Raw genomic sequence first — 25,859 nt, 5'->3', positions numbered from 1 at the left:
AATATATTTAAATAAGTGCAGAAGGATTAATCCCACTGTGTATGAAAGGTACCGGGTTTATCAATACGTTGATAAGTATGGGCTCCAAACAAATCACGTTGTGCCTGTATTAAGTTTACTGGCATGTTTCCGTCGGTATACGCATCCAAATAACCCAATGCGCTCATTAAACCGGTTACTGCAATTTTGCTTTGTACGGCCTGTACAATTACATTGCGCAAAGCAGTTTCTTTCAATTGCAAGAGTTTCGCCAATTGCTGATCTAATAAAATGTTGGCTAAATCAGCATTGTTTTGATAGGCCGTATAAAAGTTTTCTAACAATAAAGAGCGAATAATACAGCCGCCACGCCAAATTTTTACTACATCTTTTAAAGGAATATCCATATTATAAACGGATGAGGCCTTGTGTAACATGGCTAATCCCTGTGCATAACAAATCATTATAGCAGCCTGTAAGGCATGACCTAATTGCTCAATAAATGCGGCTTTGTCTGCAGTAATTTTTTTACGCTCAGGTTGGTACAATGCCTCTGCTGCAATACGCTCCTCTTTATATACTGAAATATCTCTGAATGCTACCGCAATATCAATAGTAGGAATACTAATGGGCAGGTTCATAGCTTCCTGACTGGTCCATTTTCCGGTACCTTTAGAACCCGCTTTGTCTAAAATAACATCTACCAGGTCTTTCCCGGTTTCCGGGTCTTTTTGTAAAAAAATTTGTGCAGAAATTTCAATTAAAAAACTTTTCAATTCCCCTTCATTCCATTTGGCAAATACCTGATGCATTTCAGCATTGGATAAGCTCAATCCGGTTCTTAGCACATCATACACCTCACTAATTAATTGCATAATGGCATATTCTATACCGTTATGTACCATTTTTACATAGTGGCCGGCGGCATCTTTACCCATATAAGCTACACAAGGTTCACCATTTACTTTAGCAGCCACCGCTTCTAATAAAGGTTGCAGGTTTTTCCAGGCAGCCACATCGCCACCGGGCATAATGCTGGGACCAAAACGGGCACCTTTTTCGCCACCCGAAACACCCATCCCTACAAAGTGCATTTGTTTGCTTTGCATATAAGTTGTTCTGCGTAAAGTATCTTCAAAAAAAGAATTACCCCCATCAATTACAATATCGCCGGGTTGTAATAAAGGCAATAAACTTTCTATTACATCATCTACGGGTTTGCCTGCAGGTACCAGCATCATTATTTTACGAGGCTGCTCCAACTGCTGCACCATTTCGTGTAAACTACTAACGGCCTTAACTTTATGTTGTGGAGTTGATTCATTGAGCAATGCGGCTCCTTTTTGTTCATCTTTATCAAAACCAATAACAGAATAGCCATGATCGGCTAAGTTCAACAACAAATTACGGCCCATAGTACCTAAGCCTATCATGCCAAAATGAAATAAATTATTGCTCATATTATATCAATTGAAGCTGCAAATTATACAATAACCTTTTAAATAGCTGAAATGGCATGTTACAATTAACTTATTTCGACAATCGCAATCGATTGCTTACAATACTTTTACAAAAAATATATTGCCATGAGTCAACTTGTAAATGAATTTAATGACTATCGTTTAAAAATGAATGAAGTCATTCTGAGTAAAAACAACCTGGTTTTAAAAAGATTATGGAATTTAGATACCAATACCTATGAACCTGGTGTATTGGATGCCGCCACCAAAGAAATGCTGGGTTTGGTAGCCAGTATGGTTTTACGCTGCGATGATTGCATTAAATACCATTTGGGCAAATGCAAAGAATTGGGTATTGGTACCGAAGCCATTTATGAAGTATTTGCCATTGCCAATATTGTGGGTGGTACGATTGTAATACCCCATACCCGCCGTGGGGCCGAATATTGGGAAGAGTTACAAAAAATTTAGAACAGCAGCGGGAAGAATTACGTAAATTCGCTAACCCATTTATTGAAATAAATTATAAGCCATGAGCGAAGTTGTAGCCACAGCTACCTTAACAGCCAAAGATTTTGCCACCGACCAAGAAGTACGCTGGTGCCCCGGTTGCGGCGATTATTCTATTTTAGCACAGGTACAAAAAGTAATGCCCACATTAGGCATTCCCAAAGAAAATTTTGCCATTATTTCGGGAATTGGATGTAGCAGCCGTTTTCCTTATTATATGAATACGTTTGGTATGCACTCCATTCACGGACGAGCAACAGCCATTGCAAGTGGCCTGAAAGCAGCAAGGCCTGATTTAAGTGTATGGATTATTAGCGGTGATGGCGATAGCTTAAGTATTGGCGGAAACCATACCATTCATTTATTGCGCCGCAATTTTGATGTAAATATGCTGGTATTCAATAACCAGATTTATGGTTTAACCAAAGGGCAATACTCGCCCACATCAGAAGAGCATAAAATTACCAAATCAACCCCTTATGGCAGTATTGACCACCCGTTTAACCCGCTGGCATTAGCCTTAGGTGCGGATGGTACTTTTATTGCCCGCAGTATGGACCGAGACCCCAAACACCTGCAGCAAACGCTTGTAAGAGCCGCGGCACACAAAGGCACTTCGTTTGTTGAAATATATCAAAACTGTAATATCTTTAATGATGGTGCTTTTGAACTTTTTACCGAAAAAGCTACTAAATTAGAAGAAGGCTTATACTTAGAACAAGGCAAACCACTGATTTTTGGTGCTGCACAAAACAAAGGTATTCGCTTAAACGGATTACAGCCCGAGGTAGTTGAATTAAGTGCTGAATATACTGCCGATGATTTGTGGATACATGATGAACACGATTTTTACAAAGCACAAATACTGGTACATATGTTTGATGATCCACATAAAACCAGTAATCATTTTCCCCGTCCGTTTGGTGTGTTTTATGAAACCAACCGGCCTTGTTATGAAGAAGTAATGGCCATGCAAATTGAAGAAGTAGTGACCTCAAAAGGCAAAGGCGATTTAGATAAACTGCTAAGGGGACGTGAGGTATGGGAAATTGCTTAATTCATGCATGATACATATGCAACAAAAAGCCATCACAGTTAGTAATGATGGCTTTTTTATTTGGCGATACTGCCCTACAAGTTACCGTAATATCCACCGAAAATTAATAGCCATATTATTAAAAAAATTACCCGAAGTAACGGTACTATTGAAATCAAAAGAATTAGAATGACTGGATTGATTAACTCCATTAAACGGAGGATATACATATTTCTGATGCCAAAAATTCGCTACTAAGAAATTAGGTAGCGATATGTCCACCAAAAAATTTCTTTTAATAAAATAAGCAATACCGGGATAGCCAAATACCTTAACTGAATAGCCATTAAGTTCAAAGTAAGGATAAGTGCCGGATAATGAACCTGAGGCTACATTTTTAGTTTTATTGATGGCACCGGATAAACCCACATCATAAAATAAACTCCACTTGGCATGAATGGGAATGTATTTTCTTCTAAACAAGTCTAATTCGGCAGAATTACTCTTTTGACGAGCATAATCATTTGACGTTATGCCATAATTTTTATAAATACTGTAATTATACCCTATCGTTATGCCAAATCCTTCAGTAGCTGTTTTCATTTTTATCCAATTCAATCCCAAACCAAAGCCCTGAGTGTTACTAGAATTAGTGACAACAGTTGAATTTTCATTGACAGTTTTGTATGAAGAAATGTTGAGCGATGGCCCGATTAATTGATTACCAGCCGATAATTGCGACCAACAGGCAACATACACAAAAACAAAAAAAATGAGCAGGAGTAATTTTCTTTTCATATTAAAGTATATTGATGAACATTAAAATTAATGCATCAATATACAAACAATTATTAATAAGAACAACTAAAAGGTTAAACTTTTTTTAATATACTTAGCTGCACTATGACTGGCTGAATTCGAGCCGTTGCTGCATATAGGGTGCAGCGTTTTGGTAAATACGTTCTAATTTCCAGTTATACCAGGTTTTTGGAGCCGTTTTTTTCATCACCGTATCAATGGTGCGCATGCCAAATAAATTCCATACACCTTTGGCCTTACCTACTAACGAAGGTTGCAATGCACGTAAGCTCATGGCAAAACCACTTTCTAAATATTCCATGTGGTGCCAGTAGCCTGCAGGCATAAACAAGGTATCGCCATGTTCTAAAATTACCTCATACCCTTTTGCCTGTTTTAAAGCAGGAAAGGCTGCATAATCAGGTAGACCGTTACCCTTATAATAGTGGCTGAAATCGGCTAAACTTAATACTTCAAAAGGTTTGCGGTATAATTTGTGTTGTTCTTCATATGGGAATAATAATACCCGCTTTCTTCCCATAAACTGGGTGTGTAAAATATGGCTTAAGTCAATGTCAAAATGCATATGTGTAATAGAGCCTTCACCTCCGGTAAACAACATGGGATATTTTTTTACAAAACCCTTCATTAAATAATCAGGCCATGAAAAATCGTTTATTAATTGGGGTGCATGTTCAAAAATATTGAATAAAAAAATACGCCATCCTGCCGGGCCTTTGCGAATCATTTCAATGTATTCACCAAAAGTTTTGTAATCATCGGCTGTATTAATAGGGGTATAAGCATCGCTTTTTACATTGTTGTACAAAGCCACTTTATGCCCCCCTATCAGTTCATTAAAATAATCCCAGTTCCATTTTTGTAAAGCAGGCCATTGCCGGCTTAAGTTTTTAATCACCAACGGTTTCAAAGGCCGGAAATACTGTTGCTGAAAATCATTACCTGAAATATCAGCTACTACATCTACTTTTTGTAACTGCATACACAAAATTTAACTGCAAAAATAAGTGCAAATTCATATTTCATTCTATATCAAGTGTATTTGTTACAGATGGTTAAATACATACATCAAAAAGCATCATTAAAAAGAATGAAAATGCAGGCAGCACAATACTACGCTTGCAAATATTACATAGCATTGCTTTCACTTTATAATTGCTTTTGTACCTTTCAGTATGCTAATAAAAGTACACCCGGTTAATCCTGATCCGCGGCATCTGAATATCATTAAAGAATGTTTATTAGATGGCGGCGTAATTGTATACCCTACCGATACGATTTATGGGTTGGGTTGTGATATATTTCAGCACAAGGCCATTGAACGCATTGCACGAATAAAGCATATTGACCCGCAAAAGGCGCAACTAAGCTTTGTATGTTACGATTTAAGCGATTTAAGCAAATACACCAAGAGCATTGATACGCCTTTATACCGAATTTTAAAAAAATATTTACCCGGGCCTTATACTTTTATTTTACCGGCCAGTAAACAAGTACCTAAAATTTTACAAAGCAAAAAAAATACCATCGGATTAAGAATACCCAATCACCACATTGCATTATCAATAGTACATCAATTATCGCATCCGCTGCTCAGCGCCTCTTTACCCGGCGAGCAGGTAGAAGAATACACTGACCCGGAACTCATTCACACCAATTTTGAAAAATTAGTAGATATTGTGGTGGATGGAGGTATTGGTGGAATGGTACCCTCAACTGTTATTGATTGCACCCATAGTACTTATGAAATTATTAGAATGGGGGCCGGTGAATGGATGGATTAAGTTTATGGCGCTATGGCAAAACTTTGCCGATGATACCTGCACAAGCCATATTGCTGAATAGCCATGCGGTGTTCGGTCGTTCCGTAACCTTTATTTTTTTGCCAGTTATAATGTGGAAACTGCTGATGCAACTGTTGCATATAAGCATCGCGATGCGTTTTTGCCAAAATACTGGCTGCTGCAATGGCCGCATATTTACCATCGCCTTTTATAATACAATGATGTGCAATGCCCAAATAGGGTTTAAAGCGGTTACCATCTATTAATAAAAGATCAGGTTTTACTGCAAGCCCATCAATTGCCTTATGCATGGCCATATAGGTAGCTTGCAAAATATTGATACGGTCAATTTCTTCATGGCTAACCATGGCAACAGCCCAGGCAATGGCTTGTTGTTCAATGATACAGCGCAATTGATTTCTGTTGGCGGCTGTAACCTGCTTACTGTCGTTTAATAACGGATGATAAAAGCTTGCGGGCAAAATCACTGCAGCCGCACACACCGGCCCTGCATAACAACCCCTGCCAGCTTCATCGCATCCGGCTTCGTATAAACCATTGGGATAAAATGCATTAATTAACATATTGTACGATGGATCCTGAACAAAAATGCGAATCTTTTCACAAAAAATAAATAATTCTGTCCGGGTAATACCTTTGCGGCATTCGCCATTATAAATAAAGCTGTGTATGCAGGAAGAAAAATCGCGTATGCTGGTATCAAACTGGTTATTTCTGGGTGTAGCAATGTTAATTATTCAAGTTATTTTAGGAGGTGTAACCCGATTAACGGGCTCCGGGTTATCCATTACAGAATGGGATCCCATCATGGGCTTCTTGCCCCCATTGAATGAAGGCGGGTGGCAGCATGCTTTTCATCAGTACCAGCAAATTGCTCAGTTCAAATACATGAATTTCGATTTTACACTCAGCGATTTCAAACATATCTTTTTCTGGGAATGGTTTCATCGGCTCTGGGCAAGAAGTATTGGAGTAGTATTCTTAATTCCTTTCATTTATTTCATCATCAAAAAACATATCAAACCCTGGATGATTCAGCCACTGATTGTTTTGTTTTTATTGGGTGCCATGCAGGGATTAATTGGATGGATTATGGTGAAAAGTGGATTAAACGATGAAAATTTATATGTAAACCATATAAAATTAGCTGTTCATTTTGTTGCAGCGATGGTGTTAATTGCTTATACCCTTTTGTTTGCTTTAATGATACGGGTACCTCAAACCCAAAAAGTTGCCAACCCTTCTCTAAAAAAGTTCACCGTTTTGATTATTGTAGTATTGTTTATACAAATAATGTATGGTGCCTTTATGGCGGGTTTAAAAGCAGCCAGCGCTGCACCTACCTGGCCAACCATTAATGGTATGTGGTTGCCCGATGCATTTTGGAAAGAAAGTATAACTCAAAATTTATTCTTCAATAAAATTACCATCCATTTTATACACCGAACATTAGCGTATATTATTTTAATACTGCTTATTATCTGGTATCGTAAAGCTTCGCAAGTAAAACAATCAGATTGGTTGAATGTAACCAAAAAACTTTCCATTGCTTTGGTTGCCTTACAAGTATTGTTAGGCATTGCAGCTATTTTAACAAGCCCCGGTATTGTATTAGGCAAATTTGGTTTGTTTGAATGGCTGGCTGAATTACATCAGGTTGTAGGCATGCTGCTTTTATTATCGATGATTACTAATGCATATTTATTGCTGTTTAAAAAAACAAACAACACATAAGATAACAGCTTCAACTATTTTTTATTTTTATTGATTGCAGTTAACTTTATAAGCAATATCCCAATTTATTGCAGCCATATTAGTGTAATGAAAAGATTGCTGCATGGTTGATATGGTTTACAAAGCTTATACACAACCGAATGAAAAAATATTTTTTAGGCTTTTGGTATTCATTACCTGTACAGCTTTTTTTACTGCATTTTAGAAAGTACCAGATTTTGCTGCTATTCTGGTATATTCTTTTTGCTACCATAGCCGGTTATTTCATGGAAAATTTTGGCGCTAACTCACTCTATCTGGCACCTGAATATTTTGATAAAGTAAATCCTGTTAGCGCCGCTATTGTGGGTTTTGCTATTGGCATTTTTATTATGAGCTGGAATATTACTACATTTATTTTAAATGCCCGATATGTTAAATTTTTAGCAACTACAGCCTCTCCATTTTTAAAATATTGCATCAACAATGCTGTGCTGCCATTGCTGTTTTTAGTGTTTTATTTAATTAGAGGATTGCAATATGCCCAACAACAACAACTGCAAAGTTTAGGCGATACGCTATTTACCGTTGCCGGTTTTACCGGTGGTTTATTTTTATCTATTCTGTTTGCATTTGTTTATTTTTTTAGTGCCGACAAAACCATTTATTACACCATTAAAAAAGGTATATCAGATGCCAACAAGCGGTATAATTCTATTATCAACGACAAGCCATTGCCGCAGGCTAAATCAGAAATGCGGGTTGATTGGTTTTTGAGCGCCAGCTTTAAATTACGCAGGCCTCGCGATATTAGGCACTATAATGAATCGTTTTTAGATGATGTATTTTCCAAACACCATATTGCTGCTGTAATTGCCATTCTCATTGCTTTTATTTTTTTAATTATTTTAGGTTTTAGTGCCGATACCCGATTGTTTCAAATACCTGCTGCAGCCAGCATTTCAGTACTATTTGCCGTATTAATTGCTGTTTCGGGAGCAGTGTCGCTTTTTTTTAAAAGCTGGAGTATTCCACTCATTATTATTATTTATTTAATCTTGAATTATTTTTACCAGGCCGGTATTATTGACCCCAGAAACAAAGCTTATGGATTAAATTATGATAATAAAACAGAAAGACCGGTATATGATGCAGTTGCAGTTAAACAATTGGCATCTGATAGTGCAATGCTGACCGATAAAGCATATTATTTATCTATCTTAAATAAATGGAAAGCACGGCAATCTGAGGAAAAACCAATCATGTATATCATCAATACCAGTGGTGGGGGTTTAAGAAGTGCAGTATTTACCATGAACACCTTACAAAAACTAGACAGTGTTTTACAAGGCCATCTTATGCAGCATACTTTATTCATTAACGGAGCTTCCGGCGGATTATTGGGCGCAGCATATTTTAGAGAATTGTATTATCAAAAAACCATCGGCAATAAAAATATTCATTTGCACGATACAAAATATGTAGATGATGTTGCCAAAGATTTATTAAATCCGCTTTTTTCTTCTTTTGTTACACGTGACATTATTGGGCCGGTACAAAAATTTAAATATGAAGGATTTGAATATATTAAAGACCGCGGCTACGCCTTTGAAGAAAAATTGAACGAGAACACACATGGACTGTTAGATAAAAACATTCATGCTTATGCGGCCCCAGAAGCTTCTGCCACTATTCCCATCATGTTCTTTAACTCCACCATCAGCCGCGATGCAAGAAACATGATAGTGGCCACCCACCCTGCCCGATTTTTAATGCGCCCCCTGCCCGATTCTTCGCACCTCACGGCTTACGATTCAGATGCTATTGATTTTAATAGTTTTTTCAAACAGCAAAACAGCGACAGCCTGCGCGTTTTATCGGCACTGAGAATGAATGCAACCTTCCCATTTGTTCTGCCGAATGTATGGTTGCCCTCTCAACCTATTATTGATGTAATGGATGCCGGCCTTCGCGATAATTTTGGACAGGAATTAACACTCCGCTTTTTGAATGTATTTAAAGACTGGTTAAAAGAAAACACCAGAAAGGTGATAATTATACAATTGCGTGATAGAAGTATTGATGATTGGGAAAACCCATACGATAATACCAGTTTGTTAAGCATGCTCACCAAACCTTTGCTATTGCTTCAATACAACTGGTTTAGGCTACAGGATTATTATCAGCACGATGCATTGAATTATTTTGCAGATGGATACGGTTCACATTTTTATACCGTTTCTTTTCAATACCTCGCTTCCAAAAAAGATGCGGCTGCTACATTAAATTTTCACCTCACTGCTGCTGAAAAGAAAAGTGTGATTGATGCTTTTGATAACAAAGTAAACTTGCAGGCACTGCATTTTCTTATGAAAGAAAGCCACGACTTACAATAAATTGCCCACAAAAAACAGCACAAAACTTTATGTTTGTATGCATATTGAAATAATGATTGGGAAGTAGGAAGCTTAATTTTTTTCGGTAGAAACATATTGCAACCAATCTTTTATACCCAGTACAATTTGTCTGGCTACTGCAGTTCGGAAGGCGGGGCTTTTAATTTTAGCCTCATCGCTTTTATTGCTTAAGAAGGCAATTTCAACCAAACAGTTCACAAAATCGGTGGGGGCATTTAAAGCAAAATTAAAACTGCCTACATTGCCAAACTCGTTCATTTTAATAGCGGCAATCCGTTTTAAAATGAATTGGCTGAGTGGTCTGAAACCAATGTGCTTATAATAGGTGCTTGCGCCATTCACACTGGCATCATCTGCCGAATTTAAATGCAGACTAATCAACACATCTGGATTTTTTTGTTGCAAAAACAATACCCTGTCTTTATTATCGAAGGTAGTATCGTTGGTTCTTGTCATCATTACTTTTGCATGTGCCAGTTTTAACTGTTTTCCTAATTCTTTGGCAAATAACAATGTATAATTTTTTTCTACTAACCCATACACATTTCCGCTGGCTCCTTCATTGGTTCCGCCATGCCCGGCATCAACAGCAAAAGTTAAATGCGATAAACCAACGATATTGGGCTGACGTTTAACTTTAATTATCAGTTTATTTCCTTCATACCCAATGGTATAACCCCAATGCTGTGCATGTTGTAACTGTATGGTAACTTCCAGCACATCATTTTCTATTTGATGGTAATATAAATTTTTAATTTCCTTCAGCGATTGCATCTGTGTGATCCAGTTGGTATTGCTTTGCACGCCATACAGATTAATTTTTATGGCAGCAGGATTTACTTCCATGTAGGAAGTATAAGGCACTTTCTCATTTAAATGAATGGTTACGATATCATAACAGCTATCAGTACCCCAGGCTTTCCACGATCCGCTGAGCACGGGTTTAGCTGTTTGCAATGCAGTATCACGTTGTATCATTGCAGTATCAATCAATGCTGTATGAAATTGCGACAATTGTAATTGATAAAATTTTTTAGACCGGCCAATGATTTTACAAACCACACCAGTATCAATATAGCCCATGACGGCACCTCCTAATCGGTCGGCCCCTTCGCCATACAACAGTGCAGGCAATTTACCTGTGGTTTTGCCCCACCAAATAGAATTTTTTTTAACAATTACATTGGATTGTTCTGCTTTTTGATGATTGGATTGGCTACAGGCAGTAAATACTACAAAGAGAATGGGACAAATCAGGCAATATTTCATCTTACGGTAATTTATAGCAAAGAGAAAATAGTAAAAATTTAGATTTCACGATTTTTTCCGTAAATGAAAATACCAATAATTCAGCATAGAAATGATGGTGTCAGTTCTAGGTTAATCATATCTTCTAAAGTGGCGGGGAAGCCAAAATTCACGGAAGCCCAGAATAAAGGTTACCTGAAGATAATTTTCTTTCACTAAACCGTTAATGGTAGTTCCGCGAACCCCACCTTCTAAATTCACCTGAACAGAAAGTGTACTACGTAAGGCATTAAAGCCGGTACCCAGGGTACCTCCAATATTATCAATTTGCTGTCCGGCTATATTCACATAAGATTTTCCATAGAAAAAGCCGGCCTGAAAAAAGCTTTTCTCTGCAGTAATATCTCTGAATTTTGCTTTTTTGCTGTATTCAAAACCAACATTTACCCGATTGCTGTTTACCAGATTATAAGAAAGCCCACTGTAATTTAATTTACGCCAATCCTGATAAGTATAATCGGCAGCAAAAGTGTAATCGTCTTTATAAGTAAGGGCAATACCAGCCGTGTACATATCCGGAAGCGTAAAAGTACCAATATTGTATTGCGGATTATCTATTAGTGTTGTGGTGCCATCGGTTACATTCAATGAAGTTAAACTGTTTAATTTGGTTTGCATAGAACCAGATGCACCTAATGCCACTTTCCATTTTTTGCCAATTTTGGTTCGGTATTGCACCCCTAATTTTAAATATGGGTTATTGAGATAGGTATTTTTTGTGGTAACTAGGTTACTATCTAAACCAGTTCCGGAAATTGTTTCTGTTTGGCCCAATTGTCCAAACAAATAAGAGGCTTGTAAGCCAACCGAAAAATGGTCGGAAAATTTATAGCTGTTGGTAATATAAAATAAATTGGTACTTCCAGTTCCAGTATAATAAGCCGGGAAAGTTTGTTGTGTGCCCTGAATTACTTTATTGGAATAAAAAGAGTAGTTAGCGGTACTAAATGGAGTTAACCCAAAGCCGATAGCCCATTTGGGTCTTACTTTTATAGCCATAGCAATTCTCTTAAATTGAATATCAGCACTTTGGTTATTGTTCACCAAATCAATAGGCTGTCCGGTATAAGAAACACCCCTGTAGCGGGCAGCTATTTCAAAATTAAAAAAATGCTCATCCAACATACTTAATGAAGCCGGGTTAGCCATATACATGGTTCTGCCACCAGATAGCGCCACACCTGCATGCCCCATACCGGATGTACGGTCTAAATAACTTTGTTCCAAATCGCCAATACCAATGATAGAGTAAGGAGAATTGTTGTTTTGCGCAACCGCTTTACTACACAAGGTTGTAAAAGTAAAAATAAGTAGTAATATATAAAGGTCAATTTTCTTCATTCTAAACAATTAGTATGATTTTACAGATGCGTAATAAAGGTCTAATTCAATTTGGCAGTTAATATTTGGATAAAACCTATCACCTGCTACTAATCTTGCAAATTGAGATTGAAATGCCGGATTGGGAGGTGTAAGCAATAATCCGGATTGATAATAGGGATATTCAGGATCCGCCAAGATACTTTTAACATAATTGGTTAAATCGTAGGTATAATAACTTTTACCACTAAAATAATCGGTAACCAGATTGCCATACTGCACACCAGCGCCGGCTCCTGGCGTTGCTACCTGTGTTAAATCCTGCCCCAATTGGTTTAAAATGGTGGTGGTGGAAAGCCTTAATTGTGGTGGCAAAAAATATAAAGGACTGTAACTGTTTGCAACCGGACGAATAATGAGCTGCGCTTTTAAGAATTTAGCATAATAAGGCAGTTTTTGTACATCCTGAATATTCGGGAAACGAATTTTTATCATGGTATTGGAAATAGGCTGGGAGAAAGCCATATTACCTGCCTGAGTACTCTTAATAATATTTACTTTTCCGGGTTGATTCAATCCACCCAAATTTTGCAATGCCGTTCCGGTTCTGTCTGCTGTAACATGAATAAAATGCAAGTTTCTGTTCACTAATGGAAAAGCCAATCGGGCACTGTCTTTATTTAAATTCGGATTGTGATAGGCTAAAAACACAGTAGCAGAATCTGCACAGGTATATACTGCATGGCTGTTACTGTTTGAGGCAATACGTAATCCATAAAAATAGCTGAGAAAATTAGAGGTACTCTGTAAATCTAAACTGGCTGTTTTTATTTTATTAAAAAGTTCCTGCCCCATGGCATCATCTAATTTTATATGAATGGAATCATCCACAGTTGGGCGAATATAGGCATCGGTAGTACCTAAGGGTTTTGGAAATACCGCAAAACTGTTTTTACTATATAATATACTACCCGGATCGCCATAAAAGGAGGGCGGGATAATAGGCTCTGAAAGGCGGGATACCTGAATATGAATGGGCTGCGTGGTATCGCCATAAAATGTTTTACGCAGTTTTAAGGTAATATACAACGAATCATAAATGGACTTTACATAATCAGTAGCTTTGGTGGTAGGTGGTGCAATTTCATAAAAAGTTTGCGCATCTAACCTGCCAAAATAAGGGTCGGTATAACCCCCAAAAACAGTAACACCTGTTGAGCCGGTTGAAAAAGAATCGATATATACAGTCGAAATTTCAGTATTAAAAGTATCAGTCATGATAATTTGGGTAAGTGTATTGTCTAATAACTGACTACTAAAATTAATATCTGCCCTTTTGCAGGCATTCAATAAAACAATAGAAGCAAGGGTAAAGAATAAAATAAGTAGTTTCTTAAGCATTATGTATGGTCTTATCTCAATTAAAAAGGGTTTTAGAAACCGGTTTTAGAATACAATATATTATAAGCTGCAACCTGTTATAAAATTGTTAGCAGCATGCATAATTTACAAATATACAGCTACAACATTTGCAAACGTGCTTACAACTCATATAATCAAAACATTTAGAACGCAAGGTTACAAAACATAAGAGCAGCCAAAACAAAAAGACTTGTTAAATCAATTATTTTACACTAAAAAAAGCCCATTCAAAAACTTGACCATACCAGTATTATTCACTTATCTTTGAAAACTTAAAGAAAACCAGTTTTAACTTTTTAAAGTACACTCACCCTTAATTTTAGAAAAAATTAAACGTCAATGAAGCAAATTAAGTATTTCTTTTTCTTACCCGCCAGCTTGGTATTACTGCTTATTTCCTGTGCCAGAACCGTATTAGACCCCACTCAAAGTAGTGGTAACTGGGTATTATCTCCCAACGACTTTGTGGGCGACCAGCGCACTGCTGCCTGTTCCTTTACTGTTGGAAATGTGGCTTATATTGGAACCGGATACAACTTAGCCAAAAACATTAGGTATTCCGATTTATATTCTTTTGATCCTACCAAAGGCGCCAATGGTAGCTGGACGCAATTGGCCAATGCTCCTGCTAATTTTACCCCCAGAAGCAATGCCGTTGCTTTTGCGGTTGGTACCAATGGTTATATTACCACCGGTCAGGATAATTTCAATAACTTTTTAAATGATACCTGGCAATACAATACAACCACCAATACCTGGGCTCAAAAAGCAAGTTTTGCTGGCACCCCCCGTATTGATGCACTGGCCTTTTCAATTGGCAACTTAGGTTATTTATTGTGTGGTTATGATGGTGGCTCTAATAAAAAAGATTCTTGGCAATACAATCCTAACGCTGATTCCTGGACTTTAACTGCTACTCAGTTTACCGGTAGCAAACGCCAGGGCGGTATTGTGTTTGTTTATAAAAACAAGGCTTATATTGTAACCGGAAACAATAATGGAGAAGTGAACGACTTTACTGTATTTGACCCATCCAACACCGCTAACCCATGGAATCAGTTACGCCCCATTACCAATGTAAGTGCTGATACTTATGATGATTTGTATACCAATATTATTCGCGACCACGGTGTAGGATTTGTGTTAGGCGATTCTGCTTACATCACAACCGGACAAAATGGTGGCTATAACATTAGTACCTGGGGTTATGATTTTGTAAACGATTTATGGTTCCAAAAAACCAATTTTGAAAGAGCTGGTCGTTCAGGCGCCATCGGTTTTTCTGTTGCAGGTAGGGCTTTTGTTACCACAGGTTCAGGTGGTTCAGCTTATTATGACGACTTAAACGAATGGTTACCTTATCAACCTTATAACCCAAATGATTAAAAAGTATTGGGTATATATTTTATTTGGGATAGCTGTTTTTCTTTTTGTGGTAACAGGCATCTTGGAAAAAAACAAAAAATCTAAAGTGCCCCAAATAACCTATAAAACTTATTACTCAGATAGTTTGCAGTGGGGCTATGATATTTTTGTGAACAATGAATTGCGCTTTCACCAAAATATTATACCCGGCGCATCGGGAAGAAAAGGCTTTATTTCTGAAGAACAGGCAGCAACCATTGCCCGTTTGGTAATTGATAAAATGAAACACCATCAGGCTCATTTTCCTACTGTAACCAATGCTGAATTAGACAGTTGCGGCATAACCAGATAAAACGTTTCAATTTTGTATATAAAAAAAACCCGGCAAATGAACAATGCCGGGTTTTTTATTTGTTTACTCTTTATATCTATAGCAACAATTTTGTTGTATTTATCTGCTAAAATGGATATTGATTGGCTGCTATCATGGTTTTTGCAATTGTTCTTCTGGCGGCTTTTGTATTAAAAGGCTCCACTTTTGTAAACCTTTTTAAACCTATGTGCATCATGCGTAATTCATCGCCCTCTGCAAAACTATTCAGCGCATCTTTGCCTGATTTATTGATACGTTCAGCCGCATCATACAAATAAGTACGCACCATATCTGCCTGCAAACTTACAGCAGCTTCGCCTTTTGTTTGCGCCAGTTTTATTAAACGAAGCAGGGCACTTTCTACATGATACACTTCAATAGCCATATCCGCAATATTCATCAACAGCTCCTGTTCTTTTTCTAATTGCATCATTAACTTTTGAACAGCAGCACCGGCAACTAACAGTATGGCCTTTTTAAAATTAGATACATACTTTAATTCTTTGGTAAATAAACCTTCTGTTTCAGATCCAAAATCAGGAATACTCATCAATTCTTTAGAAACAGCCATTGCCGGCCCCATTAAATCTAATTTACCTTTCATGGCACGTTTCAGCATCATATCTACTGTAAGCAACCGGTTTATTTCGTTTGTACCTTCATAAATACGATTAATCCGAGAATCGCGATAAGCTTTACTGATAATGTATTCATCACTAAAACCATTACCGCCATGTATTTGCACCCCTTCATCTACTACATAATCCAGCAACTCGCTACCAAATACTTTCAGCATGGCACATTCAATGGCAAATTCTTCTGCTGCGCCTAGTAAAGATGTATCAAACCCGGCACCACTTTGCATTAATTCTGCTTCTTTTAAATCAATCCATTTGGCGGTTCTATATAAAGCTGATTCTGCTACCCAAATACGGGTACACATTTCGGCCAATTTATGCTGAATGGCACCAAAGCTGGCAATAGGCACTTTAAACTGTTCGCGGGTATTGGCATATTGTACAGAAATACCGGCTGCTTTTTTACTGGCACCTAAAGCTGCAGCATCTAATTTTAAACGGCCAATATTTAAAATATTGAAAGCAATAATATGGCCACGGCCAACTTCGCCCAATACATTTTCTACCGGCACTTTACAATCTTGAAAATACAATTGAACGGTAGATGATCCTTTAATCCCCATTTTATGTTCTTCCGGACCTTGTGTAAAGCCTTCAAAACCTCGTTCTACAATAAAAGCTGTAAACTTATCGCCATCAATTTTGGCAAAAACAGTATACACATCTGCAAAACCACCGTTGGTAATCCAGCATTTCTGGCCGTTTAATAAATAATATTTCCCATCACTGCTTAATGTGGCCGTTGTTTTGGCACTCAAAGCATCACTACCACTGTTGGGTTCTGTAAGACCATAAGCGCCCTTCCATTCACCGGATGCTAATTTGGGAATGTATTTTTGTTTTTGCGCCGGTGTGCCGAAATATAAAATGGGTAATGAACCAATGCCTGTATGGGCTGCAATTGCCACTGAAAATGAAAAGCCGCCACCCAATCCTTCATTCACGATTGTGGCGGTAATAAAATCTTTCCCCAATCCGCCAAATTCTTCGGGGAATGAGGTGGAGAGTAATCCCTGTTCTCCCGCTTTTTGCAAAAGCGAAGGCATTAATCCGGGCTCTAATTGATCAATACGATCAATAATCGGTTCAATTTCTGTAGCAATGAATTGATGGCACATATCCATCACCATTTGCTGTTCTTCATTAAAATCTTCAGGAATAAAGGTTTGTTGTGGATCGCTTTCTTCGATTAACCACTCGCCGCCTTTCAGCAGCGTTGTTATTGTATCGGTTGACATATCAGTAAATTTTATTATTGAATAATGAAAATATCTGTAAAAACTGCCGGCTATTTTAAATTATCGTACACCTGCTGCAACACTTTTTTTACAATTTCAACATCTTGTTTTGCAATACCCGTTAGTGCCTCTTCCATGGTTTGATTGGCTAATTGCAAGGTAAGTTCCTGTAATCCTCTTGCAGCTTCAGTTAAACAAACCAGATTAATTCTTCTGTCGGTCGGTGATGGATGGCGATTTACCAATCCCTGTTTTTCTAAATTATCTATTAGCCGGGTAATGCTGGGCTTATCTCTAAAAGTTCTATTGCACAATTCCTGCTGGCTCAAACAGTCTTCTTTCCATAAATGGTACAAAATACTCCACTGCTCAATGGTAATTTCCAATCCTGCCTGTCTGAAATTTTTTTGCAATCGCCTTGCAACTGCAATTGATGCCATGCCATTGATTACACTGTATAATTCGCCTCGCTTAAATTGGTTGTTTGGCATATAGTTAGTTATGCAACTATTTTCAAAATTGGTGTATCTTTATCAAATTACCAAGTAATATTTCCGAAATTTTTGTAAGTTTTAAAACTATAATGGCAGTGCTTCAAGAAAAATTACCCTTTCGAAACTCGTATGTTCAATATTACAGAATGGGGAATGGACCCACTTTGATTATTGCCCTACATGGGTATGGAGAAGATGGTCGTAGCTTTTCTTTTTTAGAAAACAAGCTGTGCACCAATTATACCATTATTGCCATTGATTTGCCTTTTCATGGCGGAACAGTTTGGCGGGAAGGTTTTCATTTTACAGCAACTGACTTATGGCAAATAATTACAACCATTGCAAATGGATATACACAACCGCTCATTATTTTGGGTTATAGTATGGGTGGTAGAATGGCTCTGCAGCTATTGCAATATTTTCCCGAACAAATACAAAAAACTATTTTAATTGCACCAGATGGCTTACACCATAACAAATGGCATTATCTGTCTACTCAAACCCGTGTAGGTAATCGATTATTTAAATGGGCCATGCAACATCCCAAACCGCTTTTTGTATGTATGGAGGCCTCTTGTAAAATTGGTTTATTCAATAAAAGCGTATTCAATTTTGCACATTTTTATTTAGACGATGCCAACGCCAGAAAATTACTGTATGAAAGATGGACAACGCTGCAAAAATTTCAACCCAATCACAAAATTTTAAAACAAAATATCCGCAAATATTATGTTCCAATACATTTAATTTTTGGTCAATTTGATCGTGTAATCACGCCAAAATATGGTTTTCAGTTTAAAAAAGGAATAGCATCATGGGTAAGTATTGATATCATTGCTGCAGGGCATCAGTTATTAAAAGAAAAAAATGCAGCTGTAATTGCCGCAGCCATTTCTAAGTAATATTGTTTCTTTGCAATACCATGTTCATTCCATTCATTCTGATTATTGCAATTTTATTAACCCTATTTTATGTATGGCTGATTTTGTTGTACAGAAGATGGTTTGTGCGGTTAAAACCTTTTGTTGATGCAATTGAAACACAGCCTGCTGTTTCTTTCAGCATCATAATACCTGCCAGAAATGAAGCGGCCAATATTGGTGCATGTTTAAAAAGTATTACTGCACAAAATTACCCTTCACATTTAATAGAAATTATTGTAATTGATGATTACTCCACCGATAACACTGCAGCTATTGTACAGCAATGGCAACAACAATATACCAATATTCAATTAATAGATTTATCGAAAGAAAGCAGAGATGCTACTACTAATTCTTATAAAAAATGGGCTATTGAAAGAGCCATTCATTATGCCCGTAGCGAATGGATAGTTACAACAGATGCCGATTGTGTAGCGGGGAAAAACTGGATCAGCAGTTTTGCAAAATGTATTGAAAAAGAACAACCCATATTGATTGCCGCACCGGTAAGATTTATTTATTATCCTACATTGTTAGGCGCTTTTCAATATTTAGATTTTTTAAGTCTGCAGGGTATTACTGCCGCTTCTGTTTCTGCAGGGTGGCACAGCATGTGCAACGGTGCTAATCTGGCTTATCAAAAAGCAGCTTTTTTTTCTGTGAATGGGTTTACCGGCATTAATCATATTGCCAGCGGCGATGATATGCTGCTCATGAATAAAATAAAGCAACAATATCCGGGAAAAACAACTTACTTATTTCATCCTAACGCCATTGTATTAACGCAACCTGTTTTTAGCTGGTATGAATTGCTTCATCAACGCATCAGATGGGCCAGTAAGGCGGATAAGTATGAGGACAAAAGTATTTTTGGGGTATTGCTATTTGTTTATCTGTATAATTTGGTTTTATTCATAATGCCTTTTCTTGCATTTTTTGATTGGCGGATACTAATATATTGGATGTTACTGCTTTTGATTAAAACCCTTACTGAACTCAGATTTATGAAACCGGTTAGTCGTTTTTTTGGTGAAAACCATTTGCATTGGTTCCCATTTTTACAACCCATTCATATAGCCTATACCGTTATAGTGGGCTGGTTGGGAAAATTCGGGCATTATCAATGGAAAGGAAGAAGGGTAGTGTAATGCTTTACCTTTCGTAGTTCATTCAGGCAATCTTTTTTTCCGGAAATCCAACATACAATAACAGGCAAATAAATGTTAGCAACACAAAAGGCAGCAAAACAATATTTTTAAACACATGTAGCATACAATTATATTTTAATGATGATAAAATGAGTTTAAATATGACATTAAGGGCTTTCTCTACAATTATGACCTGCAAAAACTAAAAATGTTTAACTTTCATTTTTTTGTTTTTTAAATTTCAGACAGATTTCTGCAAATGCCTGCTCAATTCGGTAAACACATAAAAAATTTCGGCAAACTGATTTTTCAAAATAAAAGTCTTGCTGTAGGTATTGGCATTGTTACAATGGCCATATTCATTGCGCTATTTGCATATATTATTGCACCCGATACCACTACCAATGCCAACCGAATGATCCCCGAAATTGGCAGTAAACCACCGGGTTTTAGTATTTCGTTACTTCGCATGCCTACAGATACTATACCACTAAATGGAGAGAAAGGCATTTTGCACTTTTTTCATGTTTTATACAATGGCAAGCCCGATCGGTATCGTTACATCCCTGTTACTGCTTATTATCTGCATCATGACACTGTTTTTGCAAAAAAATATATTGATGATGGCATTACCGCTTCAATTCAAGTGCCACTTAAAACCTTAGGGCAACCATTTGCTATGCACCGGCATTTTTATCTTGGTACTGATACATTTGGGCGTGATATTTTAAGCAGACTCCTAATTGGAACCCGTATTAGTTTAGCAGTGGGATTCATTGCAGTAGCCATATCACTCACTATTGGCATTGTTTTAGGCTTATTTGCGGGTTATTTTGGTGGAAAAACAGATGCCATTATTATGTGGTGTATTAATGTAATTTGGAGTATTCCAACTTTATTACTGGTTTTTGCAGTAACCCTTTTATTGGGTAAGGGTTTTTGGCAGGTTTTTATAGCAGTGGGACTGACCATGTGGGTAAATGTTGCCCGTATGGTTCGGGGGCAGACCCTTGCCGCCAAAACATTGGATTATGTAACTGCAGCAAAGGTTTTAGGGTTTGGCAACCTTCGTATTCTCTTCAAACATATTTTACCCAATATTGCAGCGCCAGTTATAGTTATTGCAGCCAATAATTTTGCAGGCGCCATTGTAATTGAGGCAGGACTAAGTTTTTTAGGAATCGGTGTTCAACCACCGCAACCCAGTTGGGGATTGATGATTAAAGAAAACTATAATTTTATCATTACACATCAGCCTGTATTGGCATTGGCACCGGGTATTGCCATTATGCTGTTGGTGGTAGGCTTTAATTTATTGGGGAACGGATTAAGTGATATACTCAATATTCCAGGCTCATTTAAACCCGGCAATTGATTGTTGTTCAATTTTTAAGCGATGAGATAATACAATGAGTATACCGGCAGAAAGCCAGAAAAGACTTCCAATTTTATCGGTTTCAATTAAATCACTCAAAAAATTCAAAGTGCCAACCATAGCTACAACAGCACCGGTTGTTAATGCAACCATAGCATAAAAGCGACCTTGTAAATGGTGGAATAAATATTGTGCATAGCCCAACATGGCGATAAATAAAGTACAAAAGAATAGTAAACCCGGTAAGCCCTGCTCTAAAGCTGTTAACAAAAAATAATTATGAACCGATGAATGATCAGGATTGCTGCTCACCCAGGTTTTAAATCCACTATTGGTATAAGCTTTATAATAATTATAAAAATTATTAGGTCCAAAGCCGGTAACAGGTTTATCAATCACCATGTTTACCCCTGCCACCCAACGGTAAATACGTTCCGCATTCGATACATCCTTCATGGCAACAGTGGCTTCCAAATGGTCTTTAAAATTAGTGTGGAAAATAGTATGCTGAAAATCGGGCTCCAACTTTAAATACTTATTTTGCTGCACAAGCCCATATACAATCAGACTTATCAAAACAAAACTACCAATAACAAATTGCCACAGCCATTTTTTATATAAAATAAAAGCAATGCCCATCCCCACAATCAATGCCAGCCAGGCACCTCTTGAATACGACAATATTAATCCGGCAATAAAAACCATCATTATACCATATAACCATTTCCTGGATGAATGAGTGGAAGGGGTAAGCACCAACATGGCAACTAACATAGCCAAAACACACACCAACATGGCAGAGTAATTAACATGATTACGAAAAAAAGGAGACAGTGTTTTTTTTATGCCTTCAAATGAAAAATGATAGAACGTATGGCGAACCAGCGCCTGCACAACCACCAATAACATAGGCACAATGAAACATAAAGCCAATGTTTTAAAATCTTTCTGCGATTGTATAAGCAGCGCAGGTAGCAACACAAAAGGAACAATAAACCAGCTTTTAGCCAATAAGAATTTTATGGAAAGAATGGGGTTTTCAGAATAGATACAAGTAATCGCTACCCAAATGATATGTAATACAATTAAAAAAAACAAAGGGTGTTTTAAAACATAAGAAGGAATGAATTCAGGTTTTAGCAGCCATTTTAAAAAAAACAAGCCCGTTAGCAGCATCATAATAGCTTCATCCGGGAAATTGAGTGATAGCGTATCAGTTACCTGCCATTCGGTAGAAAGGGGTAATGCACACAGTAAAATCCAAAATAAATAGGAAGTATAGTGTACTGTTCCATTATAAAGCAGAGGAAGGAATATCCCTATAAATGGCAATGCAAAAAACAAAGGTTGATGGAGTACAATGCCTAACACAATAGCCATCATCAAAACTATGGCTGCGGTTAAAAATGGTTTTTTATAAAAAAAATGAATAATGCGCATTAAGTTGGCCGGTTACGATTATATATTAAGACAGCACAAGCCGCAAAAACAAAGCTAATGATACCTACTGCTATCATTACCAGTATTGGCTTGGGTTGATCGGGCTTTACAGCAGGGGCAGCACTTTCTACGATATATAATCCTGCAGGCACGTTTTGTATGGCTAATTGTAAATCTGCCATATTTTTCCGGTATTGCCCCAATTGCTGAAGATCCTGTATTTTTTGTGTTTGCAAAATCATTGTATTAACATTTGTGCTTCCTGATACGGACAACTGTTGTTCAGTTTCATTTATTTTTTGCTGCAATAATTGTATTTGATTTTGCAAGGTTTGCATTGCATTTTGATAGTTCCGCATCCATAGGCTTTCTTCTGAATTTTTCAAAACTGTTACAGCCCCATTGGCCATTTGGGCAGCCAATACAGGATCTTTATCCCACACACTAATGGACAATTGATTGTTTTCAGTTTTTTTAAATTGCAAATTTTCCCGAAGCGCCTTCATGGCCTTCCAACGGTTCAACGCAGCATTCGTTCCTGTAATAGCGTAGTTATTCACTAAATGAAAACTATCTGTTAACTGATAGTACAGCGTATCTAAGCGTGTCATCCCAAACAATAAATCCAAATCATCTCCATTGCCAAAATAGGAATAGAGCCTTTGTAAGTTATTATAAGCTGCCAACTCCTTATCTGCCAACTCAGGATTTGAAGGCAATACATAAGCGGTTGACTTATAATATCTGGGAACAAAAAAAAGCGTAATAGCGGCAATTACGCAGGCAACCACAACTACCCCAATAATTTTTCTTCGGTGTTGCTGAAGTGTATGCAACACATCTGATAAATTCAATGCAGTGGGCATAAAAAATTGGTTAGAAGATTAACGAATTGATGATTTTAATCCTGCTGATCAACCACCACATTTCTGCTAAAACTTTCTTCCAGCGAAATAAAGGTTTCTGTTCGTTCAATACCCTTAATGTTTTGTAATTTATCGTGTAAAACAAAACGAAGTTGCTGAATATCTTTCGTAACAATTTCAGCAAACATGCTGTAATTGCCTGTTGTGTAATTCAGGCGTACAATTTCCGGAATAGATTTTAGTTCGCTGGCAACCGTATCATATAAAGAGCTTTTTTCTAAATAAATGCCAATAAACGCAATCACATCATAGCCCAGCGCTTTTAAATCTACTGCCAATTTTCGGCCTTTTACTATTTTTTGTTCCTCTAATTTTTTAATGCGAACATGTATGGTGCCGCCCGACACAAACAATTGCTTACCTAAATCGGCATAAGAAATTTCGGCATCTTCCATCATGGCCTGAATAATTTGCAAATCCAGTTTGTCAAGATTTAATTTAAGGCTCATATTGCAGTTTATTTTTAAATAAATTTAATTAAATTATAAAAATAATGAACAATTTCTAAATTTTTAAAAAAATTATTGATTTATTTTTAAATAATGTTACATAATGTTTAATATTGTGCTGTCATAATAAAAAACAGCTCTTTATACTGTGGGGTGATGAAACATTTGGCAGACATGCCCTCTCGTCTCGGGGGTGAGGACAAAAGGATAAACGTAGCATAGAGCCTTTCGCAAGAAAGACCGGGGTTGACCACCGGACTTTGTGTTACAGCTAACTTCCTCGTGTAGGTTCGACTCCTACCCCTACAGCTCTCTCTAATTCTCATGTGCATTTGGGCCTTCGGAGTTTTTACTTTGAAGGCTTTTTTGTTGCACCAAGTCTATCCGTTTTATTTACGTTCTATGTCTGCATTGCTTTTTACCCGCAGTGCTTCATAGACAAACATACATGCTTTTAATAAACTGTGGTCAAAATTTTCTATTTGTTGAAAAGCAGGTACTTTAAAGGGTGGTATTGCCCTTGTATTTTGTATTTGCAATCGCTTTAATAAATTGCTGAAAATATCAGCACCTTTTGTTCCTAAATCTTCATAACAAATACAAATACAGTTAGCCTCATTGAATGCCAGAATTTTTTCATAATAATTTTTCCAACATTGTAACCAATAGTTTATTTCATTAATGGAAAACTGTTGCAAAATGGCTTCATCTTCCTGCTTCCAAATAAAAGGTTTGTGCCCCAAGCCAAACTCAAAATGCCCCAACCAATTCATGTATTTTAATACAAACGGATTGTTTTTTTGCATGCTGGAAAAATGTTTGTGCTGTTTCATTAATGAATAAGCATGCTGCAGTGGATGCCGAAAAGGTATGATAAAAACAGCCTGAGGCAGTTGTTGCATAAGTTGTGGGAACCTTAATATATTATTATTATTTTTAGACAAATAACGTATCCCTCCGGTTGAATTTTCAGCACTTGCTACCGTATGCTGCATAAAAAGCTGAAACTTTTGGATTACCTCATTTGAAAGTTTGTGGGGAATAACACTGCTTGTTTTAATATAATCATCTGCACAAAAACATCGCCAAAATATTTCTTCAAATGCCTCCGGACTATCAAAATTCACCATAATTCCATCGGCATGTGCACGCTCTTTTTCTTCTGGCTTAGTGATTGTTTTTCCCCTAAATTTTTTCCAAATGCCGGGCATTAAAACAAAAGGCATATCGCGGTAAGTAATACATCGGAATGCCCCGGTTTCATAAAGTGTACGCATTATAATGGTAGTTCCGCTTCTGGCTAAACCACTCACAAAAACAGGAGAACCTATAGCTACAGGTTTATTTTTTTGTAAAGCAGTTTCCATATCAAAACTAAATTCTAAAACACTTCTGTTGCCCAAAGCAATGGAATGCAGCATTTTAGATAATAATGAGTAATCAAATTCGCTCATATATTTTTTTCACAATAAAATATACAATAAATGTAAAAACTGAAAGCCAAAAAACACGCCATGTAAGCAGGTATTGAAATAAATATGAATTACGCCAGTATAAAAAACTTAGGCAGAATACGATTAATAAAAATATAGTTATTACAATTATTAATAATTCAATCAAACGCAAACTATTATTGAGCAAAAGGATAGAATAACCTAATATAAATTTTTCTTTGTATTGATCTGAAGCTTTTTTATATCG

The 25,859-nt window shown here is 37.0% G+C and carries 23 protein-coding genes; 10 read left to right on the top strand and 13 right to left on the bottom strand.

Annotation, left to right across the window (positions count from 1 at the left end; genetic code table 11):
* Nucleotides 1-26: 26 nt before the first annotated feature.
* On the bottom strand, nucleotides 27-1,439 hold the full coding sequence (gene gndA / locus JK139_RS06330; protein WP_218330839.1) for an NADP-dependent phosphogluconate dehydrogenase: 1,413 nt from the start codon (nucleotides 1,437-1,439) through the stop codon (nucleotides 27-29).
* Nucleotides 1,440-1,565: 126 nt separating this feature from the next.
* On the opposite strand from gndA, the gene JK139_RS06325 reads away from it, so the two are divergent.
* Both JK139_RS06325 and JK139_RS06320 read left to right on the top strand, forming a co-directional pair.
* Entirely contained in the window at nucleotides 1,566-1,910 is a 345-nt protein-coding gene (locus JK139_RS06325; protein WP_068240689.1) for a carboxymuconolactone decarboxylase family protein, read from the top strand.
* 61 nt (nucleotides 1,911-1,971) lie between these two features.
* Nucleotides 1,972-3,006 carry a 2-oxoacid:ferredoxin oxidoreductase subunit beta gene (locus JK139_RS06320; protein ID WP_218330838.1) on the top strand — a complete coding sequence of 345 codons (1,035 nt, stop codon included), beginning with the start codon at nucleotides 1,972-1,974 and terminating at the stop codon, nucleotides 3,004-3,006.
* An 81-nt stretch (nucleotides 3,007-3,087) separates the two neighbouring features.
* On the opposite strand, the gene JK139_RS06315 is transcribed toward JK139_RS06320, so the two are convergent.
* Together JK139_RS06315 and JK139_RS06310 are read right to left on the bottom strand one after the other, a co-directional pair.
* Complete coding sequence (locus JK139_RS06315; protein WP_218330837.1) at nucleotides 3,088-3,783, bottom strand: hypothetical protein; 696 nt, start codon at nucleotides 3,781-3,783, stop codon at nucleotides 3,088-3,090.
* Between the two features lie 103 nt (nucleotides 3,784-3,886).
* Nucleotides 3,887-4,786, bottom strand: a complete 900-nt coding sequence (locus tag JK139_RS06310; protein ID WP_218330836.1) for a cupin-like domain-containing protein — start codon at nucleotides 4,784-4,786, stop codon at nucleotides 3,887-3,889.
* Nucleotides 4,787-4,979: 193 nt separating this feature from the next.
* On the opposite strand from JK139_RS06310, the gene JK139_RS06305 reads away from it, so the two are divergent.
* On the top strand, nucleotides 4,980-5,588 hold the full coding sequence (locus JK139_RS06305; RefSeq protein WP_218330835.1) for an L-threonylcarbamoyladenylate synthase: 609 nt from the start codon (nucleotides 4,980-4,982) through the stop codon (nucleotides 5,586-5,588).
* A gap of 2 nt (nucleotides 5,589-5,590) precedes the next feature.
* Here JK139_RS06305 and JK139_RS06300 read toward each other — a convergent pair whose 3' ends face one another.
* Nucleotides 5,591-6,172, bottom strand: a complete 582-nt coding sequence (locus tag JK139_RS06300) for a ribonuclease HII (protein WP_218330834.1) — start codon at nucleotides 6,170-6,172, stop codon at nucleotides 5,591-5,593.
* Between the two features lie 106 nt (nucleotides 6,173-6,278).
* Here JK139_RS06300 and JK139_RS06295 point away from each other — a divergent pair, with 106 nt between their 5' ends.
* On the top strand, nucleotides 6,279-7,343 hold the full coding sequence (locus tag JK139_RS06295) for a COX15/CtaA family protein (protein ID WP_218330833.1): 1,065 nt from the start codon (nucleotides 6,279-6,281) through the stop codon (nucleotides 7,341-7,343).
* Between the two features lie 140 nt (nucleotides 7,344-7,483).
* Nucleotides 7,484-9,718: a hypothetical protein gene (locus JK139_RS06290; RefSeq protein ID WP_218330832.1), complete on the top strand. Its 2,235-nt coding sequence runs from the start codon at nucleotides 7,484-7,486 to the stop codon at nucleotides 9,716-9,718.
* 72 nt (nucleotides 9,719-9,790) lie between these two features.
* Here the strand turns inward: JK139_RS06290 and JK139_RS06285 are convergent, their stop codons facing one another.
* The 3 genes from JK139_RS06285 to JK139_RS06275 all read right to left on the bottom strand — a co-directional run bounded on the left by JK139_RS06285 (nucleotide 9,791) and on the right by JK139_RS06275 (nucleotide 13,768).
* Nucleotides 9,791-11,008, bottom strand: coding sequence for an N-acetylmuramoyl-L-alanine amidase family protein (locus JK139_RS06285; RefSeq protein WP_218330831.1), 1,218 nt, complete (start codon nucleotides 11,006-11,008; stop codon nucleotides 9,791-9,793).
* A 111-nt stretch (nucleotides 11,009-11,119) separates the two neighbouring features.
* Entirely contained in the window at nucleotides 11,120-12,388 is a 1,269-nt protein-coding gene (locus tag JK139_RS06280) for an OmpP1/FadL family transporter (RefSeq protein WP_218330830.1), read from the bottom strand.
* A 9-nt stretch (nucleotides 12,389-12,397) separates the two neighbouring features.
* Nucleotides 12,398-13,768: a DUF4270 family protein gene (locus JK139_RS06275; RefSeq protein WP_074418930.1), complete on the bottom strand. Its 1,371-nt coding sequence runs from the start codon at nucleotides 13,766-13,768 to the stop codon at nucleotides 12,398-12,400.
* A gap of 360 nt (nucleotides 13,769-14,128) precedes the next feature.
* Here JK139_RS06275 and JK139_RS06270 point away from each other — a divergent pair, with 360 nt between their 5' ends.
* On the top strand, nucleotides 14,129-15,175 hold the full coding sequence (locus JK139_RS06270) for a Kelch repeat-containing protein (RefSeq protein WP_074418931.1): 1,047 nt from the start codon (nucleotides 14,129-14,131) through the stop codon (nucleotides 15,173-15,175).
* Nucleotides 15,168-15,506 (top strand): DUF4907 domain-containing protein, encoded by a 339-nt coding sequence (locus tag JK139_RS06265; RefSeq protein ID WP_074418932.1) that lies wholly within the window; start codon nucleotides 15,168-15,170, stop codon nucleotides 15,504-15,506. The genes JK139_RS06270 and JK139_RS06265 overlap by 8 nt, the downstream gene beginning before the upstream one ends.
* Before the next feature lie 106 nt (nucleotides 15,507-15,612).
* Here JK139_RS06265 and JK139_RS06260 read toward each other — a convergent pair whose 3' ends face one another.
* Together JK139_RS06260 and JK139_RS06255 are read right to left on the bottom strand one after the other, a co-directional pair.
* On the bottom strand, nucleotides 15,613-17,403 hold the full coding sequence (locus JK139_RS06260; protein WP_218330829.1) for an acyl-CoA dehydrogenase family protein: 1,791 nt from the start codon (nucleotides 17,401-17,403) through the stop codon (nucleotides 15,613-15,615).
* Between the two features lie 50 nt (nucleotides 17,404-17,453).
* The gene (locus JK139_RS06255) at nucleotides 17,454-17,894 is read right to left on the bottom strand and encodes a MarR family winged helix-turn-helix transcriptional regulator (protein WP_218330828.1); all 441 of its coding nucleotides are present in this window, start codon (nucleotides 17,892-17,894) and stop codon (nucleotides 17,454-17,456) included.
* A gap of 92 nt (nucleotides 17,895-17,986) precedes the next feature.
* Between JK139_RS06255 and JK139_RS06250 the strand changes: the two genes are divergently transcribed.
* The 3 genes from JK139_RS06250 (at nucleotide 17,987) to JK139_RS06240 (ending at nucleotide 21,343) form a co-directional block, all read left to right on the top strand.
* Complete coding sequence (locus JK139_RS06250) at nucleotides 17,987-18,799, top strand: alpha/beta fold hydrolase (protein ID WP_218330827.1); 813 nt, start codon at nucleotides 17,987-17,989, stop codon at nucleotides 18,797-18,799.
* Between the two features lie 20 nt (nucleotides 18,800-18,819).
* Nucleotides 18,820-19,968: a glycosyltransferase gene (locus JK139_RS06245; protein ID WP_074418936.1), complete on the top strand. Its 1,149-nt coding sequence runs from the start codon at nucleotides 18,820-18,822 to the stop codon at nucleotides 19,966-19,968.
* A gap of 259 nt (nucleotides 19,969-20,227) precedes the next feature.
* Nucleotides 20,228-21,343, top strand: a complete 1,116-nt coding sequence (locus tag JK139_RS06240) for an ABC transporter permease (RefSeq protein WP_074418937.1) — start codon at nucleotides 20,228-20,230, stop codon at nucleotides 21,341-21,343.
* On the opposite strand, the gene JK139_RS06235 is transcribed toward JK139_RS06240, so the two are convergent.
* From JK139_RS06235 to JK139_RS06220, 4 genes are all read right to left on the bottom strand, one after another.
* Complete coding sequence (locus JK139_RS06235) at nucleotides 21,323-22,783, bottom strand: O-antigen ligase family protein (protein ID WP_074418938.1); 1,461 nt, start codon at nucleotides 22,781-22,783, stop codon at nucleotides 21,323-21,325. The two genes, JK139_RS06240 and JK139_RS06235, sit on opposite strands and share 21 nt — an antisense overlap.
* The gene (locus JK139_RS06230; RefSeq protein ID WP_074418939.1) at nucleotides 22,783-23,649 is read right to left on the bottom strand and encodes a Wzz/FepE/Etk N-terminal domain-containing protein; all 867 of its coding nucleotides are present in this window, start codon (nucleotides 23,647-23,649) and stop codon (nucleotides 22,783-22,785) included. Before JK139_RS06230 ends, JK139_RS06235 begins: the two co-directional genes overlap by 1 nt.
* Nucleotides 23,650-23,684: 35 nt before the next feature.
* The gene (locus JK139_RS06225; protein ID WP_074418940.1) at nucleotides 23,685-24,158 is read right to left on the bottom strand and encodes an Lrp/AsnC ligand binding domain-containing protein; all 474 of its coding nucleotides are present in this window, start codon (nucleotides 24,156-24,158) and stop codon (nucleotides 23,685-23,687) included.
* Between the two features lie 389 nt (nucleotides 24,159-24,547).
* Nucleotides 24,548-25,612 carry a sulfotransferase gene (locus JK139_RS06220; RefSeq protein WP_074418941.1) on the bottom strand — a complete coding sequence of 355 codons (1,065 nt, stop codon included), beginning with the start codon at nucleotides 25,610-25,612 and terminating at the stop codon, nucleotides 24,548-24,550.
* Nucleotides 25,613-25,859 lie beyond the last annotated feature (247 nt).

The organism is Hydrotalea lipotrueae (assembly GCF_019249625.1).
GTDB classification, from domain to species: Bacteria; Bacteroidota; Bacteroidia; order Chitinophagales; family Chitinophagaceae; genus Hydrotalea; species Hydrotalea flava.
This window is presented reverse-complemented; position numbering and strand designations above follow the sequence as displayed.

What these genes read in the sequence shown, in the direction of transcription:
- gndA (WP_218330839.1), bottom strand. Translation starts at nt 1,439, where the DNA reads ATGAGCAATAATTTATTTCATTTTGGCATGATAGGCTTAGGTACTATG.
- JK139_RS06325 (WP_068240689.1), top strand. Translation starts at nt 1,566, where the DNA reads ATGAGTCAACTTGTAAATGAATTTAATGACTATCGTTTAAAAATGAAT.
- JK139_RS06320 (WP_218330838.1), top strand. Translation starts at nt 1,972, where the DNA reads ATGAGCGAAGTTGTAGCCACAGCTACCTTAACAGCCAAAGATTTTGCC.
- JK139_RS06315 (WP_218330837.1), bottom strand. Translation starts at nt 3,783, where the DNA reads ATGAAAAGAAAATTACTCCTGCTCATTTTTTTTGTTTTTGTGTATGTT.
- JK139_RS06310 (WP_218330836.1), bottom strand. Translation starts at nt 4,786, where the DNA reads ATGCAGTTACAAAAAGTAGATGTAGTAGCTGATATTTCAGGTAATGAT.
- JK139_RS06305 (WP_218330835.1), top strand. Translation starts at nt 4,980, where the DNA reads ATGCTAATAAAAGTACACCCGGTTAATCCTGATCCGCGGCATCTGAAT.
- JK139_RS06300 (WP_218330834.1), bottom strand. Translation starts at nt 6,172, where the DNA reads ATGTTAATTAATGCATTTTATCCCAATGGTTTATACGAAGCCGGATGC.
- JK139_RS06295 (WP_218330833.1), top strand. Translation starts at nt 6,279, where the DNA reads ATGCAGGAAGAAAAATCGCGTATGCTGGTATCAAACTGGTTATTTCTG.
- JK139_RS06290 (WP_218330832.1), top strand. Translation starts at nt 7,484, where the DNA reads ATGAAAAAATATTTTTTAGGCTTTTGGTATTCATTACCTGTACAGCTT.
- JK139_RS06285 (WP_218330831.1), bottom strand. Translation starts at nt 11,008, where the DNA reads ATGAAATATTGCCTGATTTGTCCCATTCTCTTTGTAGTATTTACTGCC.
- JK139_RS06280 (WP_218330830.1), bottom strand. Translation starts at nt 12,388, where the DNA reads ATGAAGAAAATTGACCTTTATATATTACTACTTATTTTTACTTTTACA.
- JK139_RS06275 (WP_074418930.1), bottom strand. Translation starts at nt 13,768, where the DNA reads ATGCTTAAGAAACTACTTATTTTATTCTTTACCCTTGCTTCTATTGTT.
- JK139_RS06270 (WP_074418931.1), top strand. Translation starts at nt 14,129, where the DNA reads ATGAAGCAAATTAAGTATTTCTTTTTCTTACCCGCCAGCTTGGTATTA.
- JK139_RS06265 (WP_074418932.1), top strand. Translation starts at nt 15,168, where the DNA reads ATGATTAAAAAGTATTGGGTATATATTTTATTTGGGATAGCTGTTTTT.
- JK139_RS06260 (WP_218330829.1), bottom strand. Translation starts at nt 17,403, where the DNA reads ATGTCAACCGATACAATAACAACGCTGCTGAAAGGCGGCGAGTGGTTA.
- JK139_RS06255 (WP_218330828.1), bottom strand. Translation starts at nt 17,894, where the DNA reads ATGCCAAACAACCAATTTAAGCGAGGCGAATTATACAGTGTAATCAAT.
- JK139_RS06250 (WP_218330827.1), top strand. Translation starts at nt 17,987, where the DNA reads ATGGCAGTGCTTCAAGAAAAATTACCCTTTCGAAACTCGTATGTTCAA.
- JK139_RS06245 (WP_074418936.1), top strand. Translation starts at nt 18,820, where the DNA reads ATGTTCATTCCATTCATTCTGATTATTGCAATTTTATTAACCCTATTT.
- JK139_RS06240 (WP_074418937.1), top strand. Translation starts at nt 20,228, where the DNA reads ATGCCTGCTCAATTCGGTAAACACATAAAAAATTTCGGCAAACTGATT.
- JK139_RS06235 (WP_074418938.1), bottom strand. Translation starts at nt 22,783, where the DNA reads ATGCGCATTATTCATTTTTTTTATAAAAAACCATTTTTAACCGCAGCC.
- JK139_RS06230 (WP_074418939.1), bottom strand. Translation starts at nt 23,649, where the DNA reads ATGCCCACTGCATTGAATTTATCAGATGTGTTGCATACACTTCAGCAA.
- JK139_RS06225 (WP_074418940.1), bottom strand. Translation starts at nt 24,158, where the DNA reads ATGAGCCTTAAATTAAATCTTGACAAACTGGATTTGCAAATTATTCAG.
- JK139_RS06220 (WP_074418941.1), bottom strand. Translation starts at nt 25,612, where the DNA reads ATGAGCGAATTTGATTACTCATTATTATCTAAAATGCTGCATTCCATT.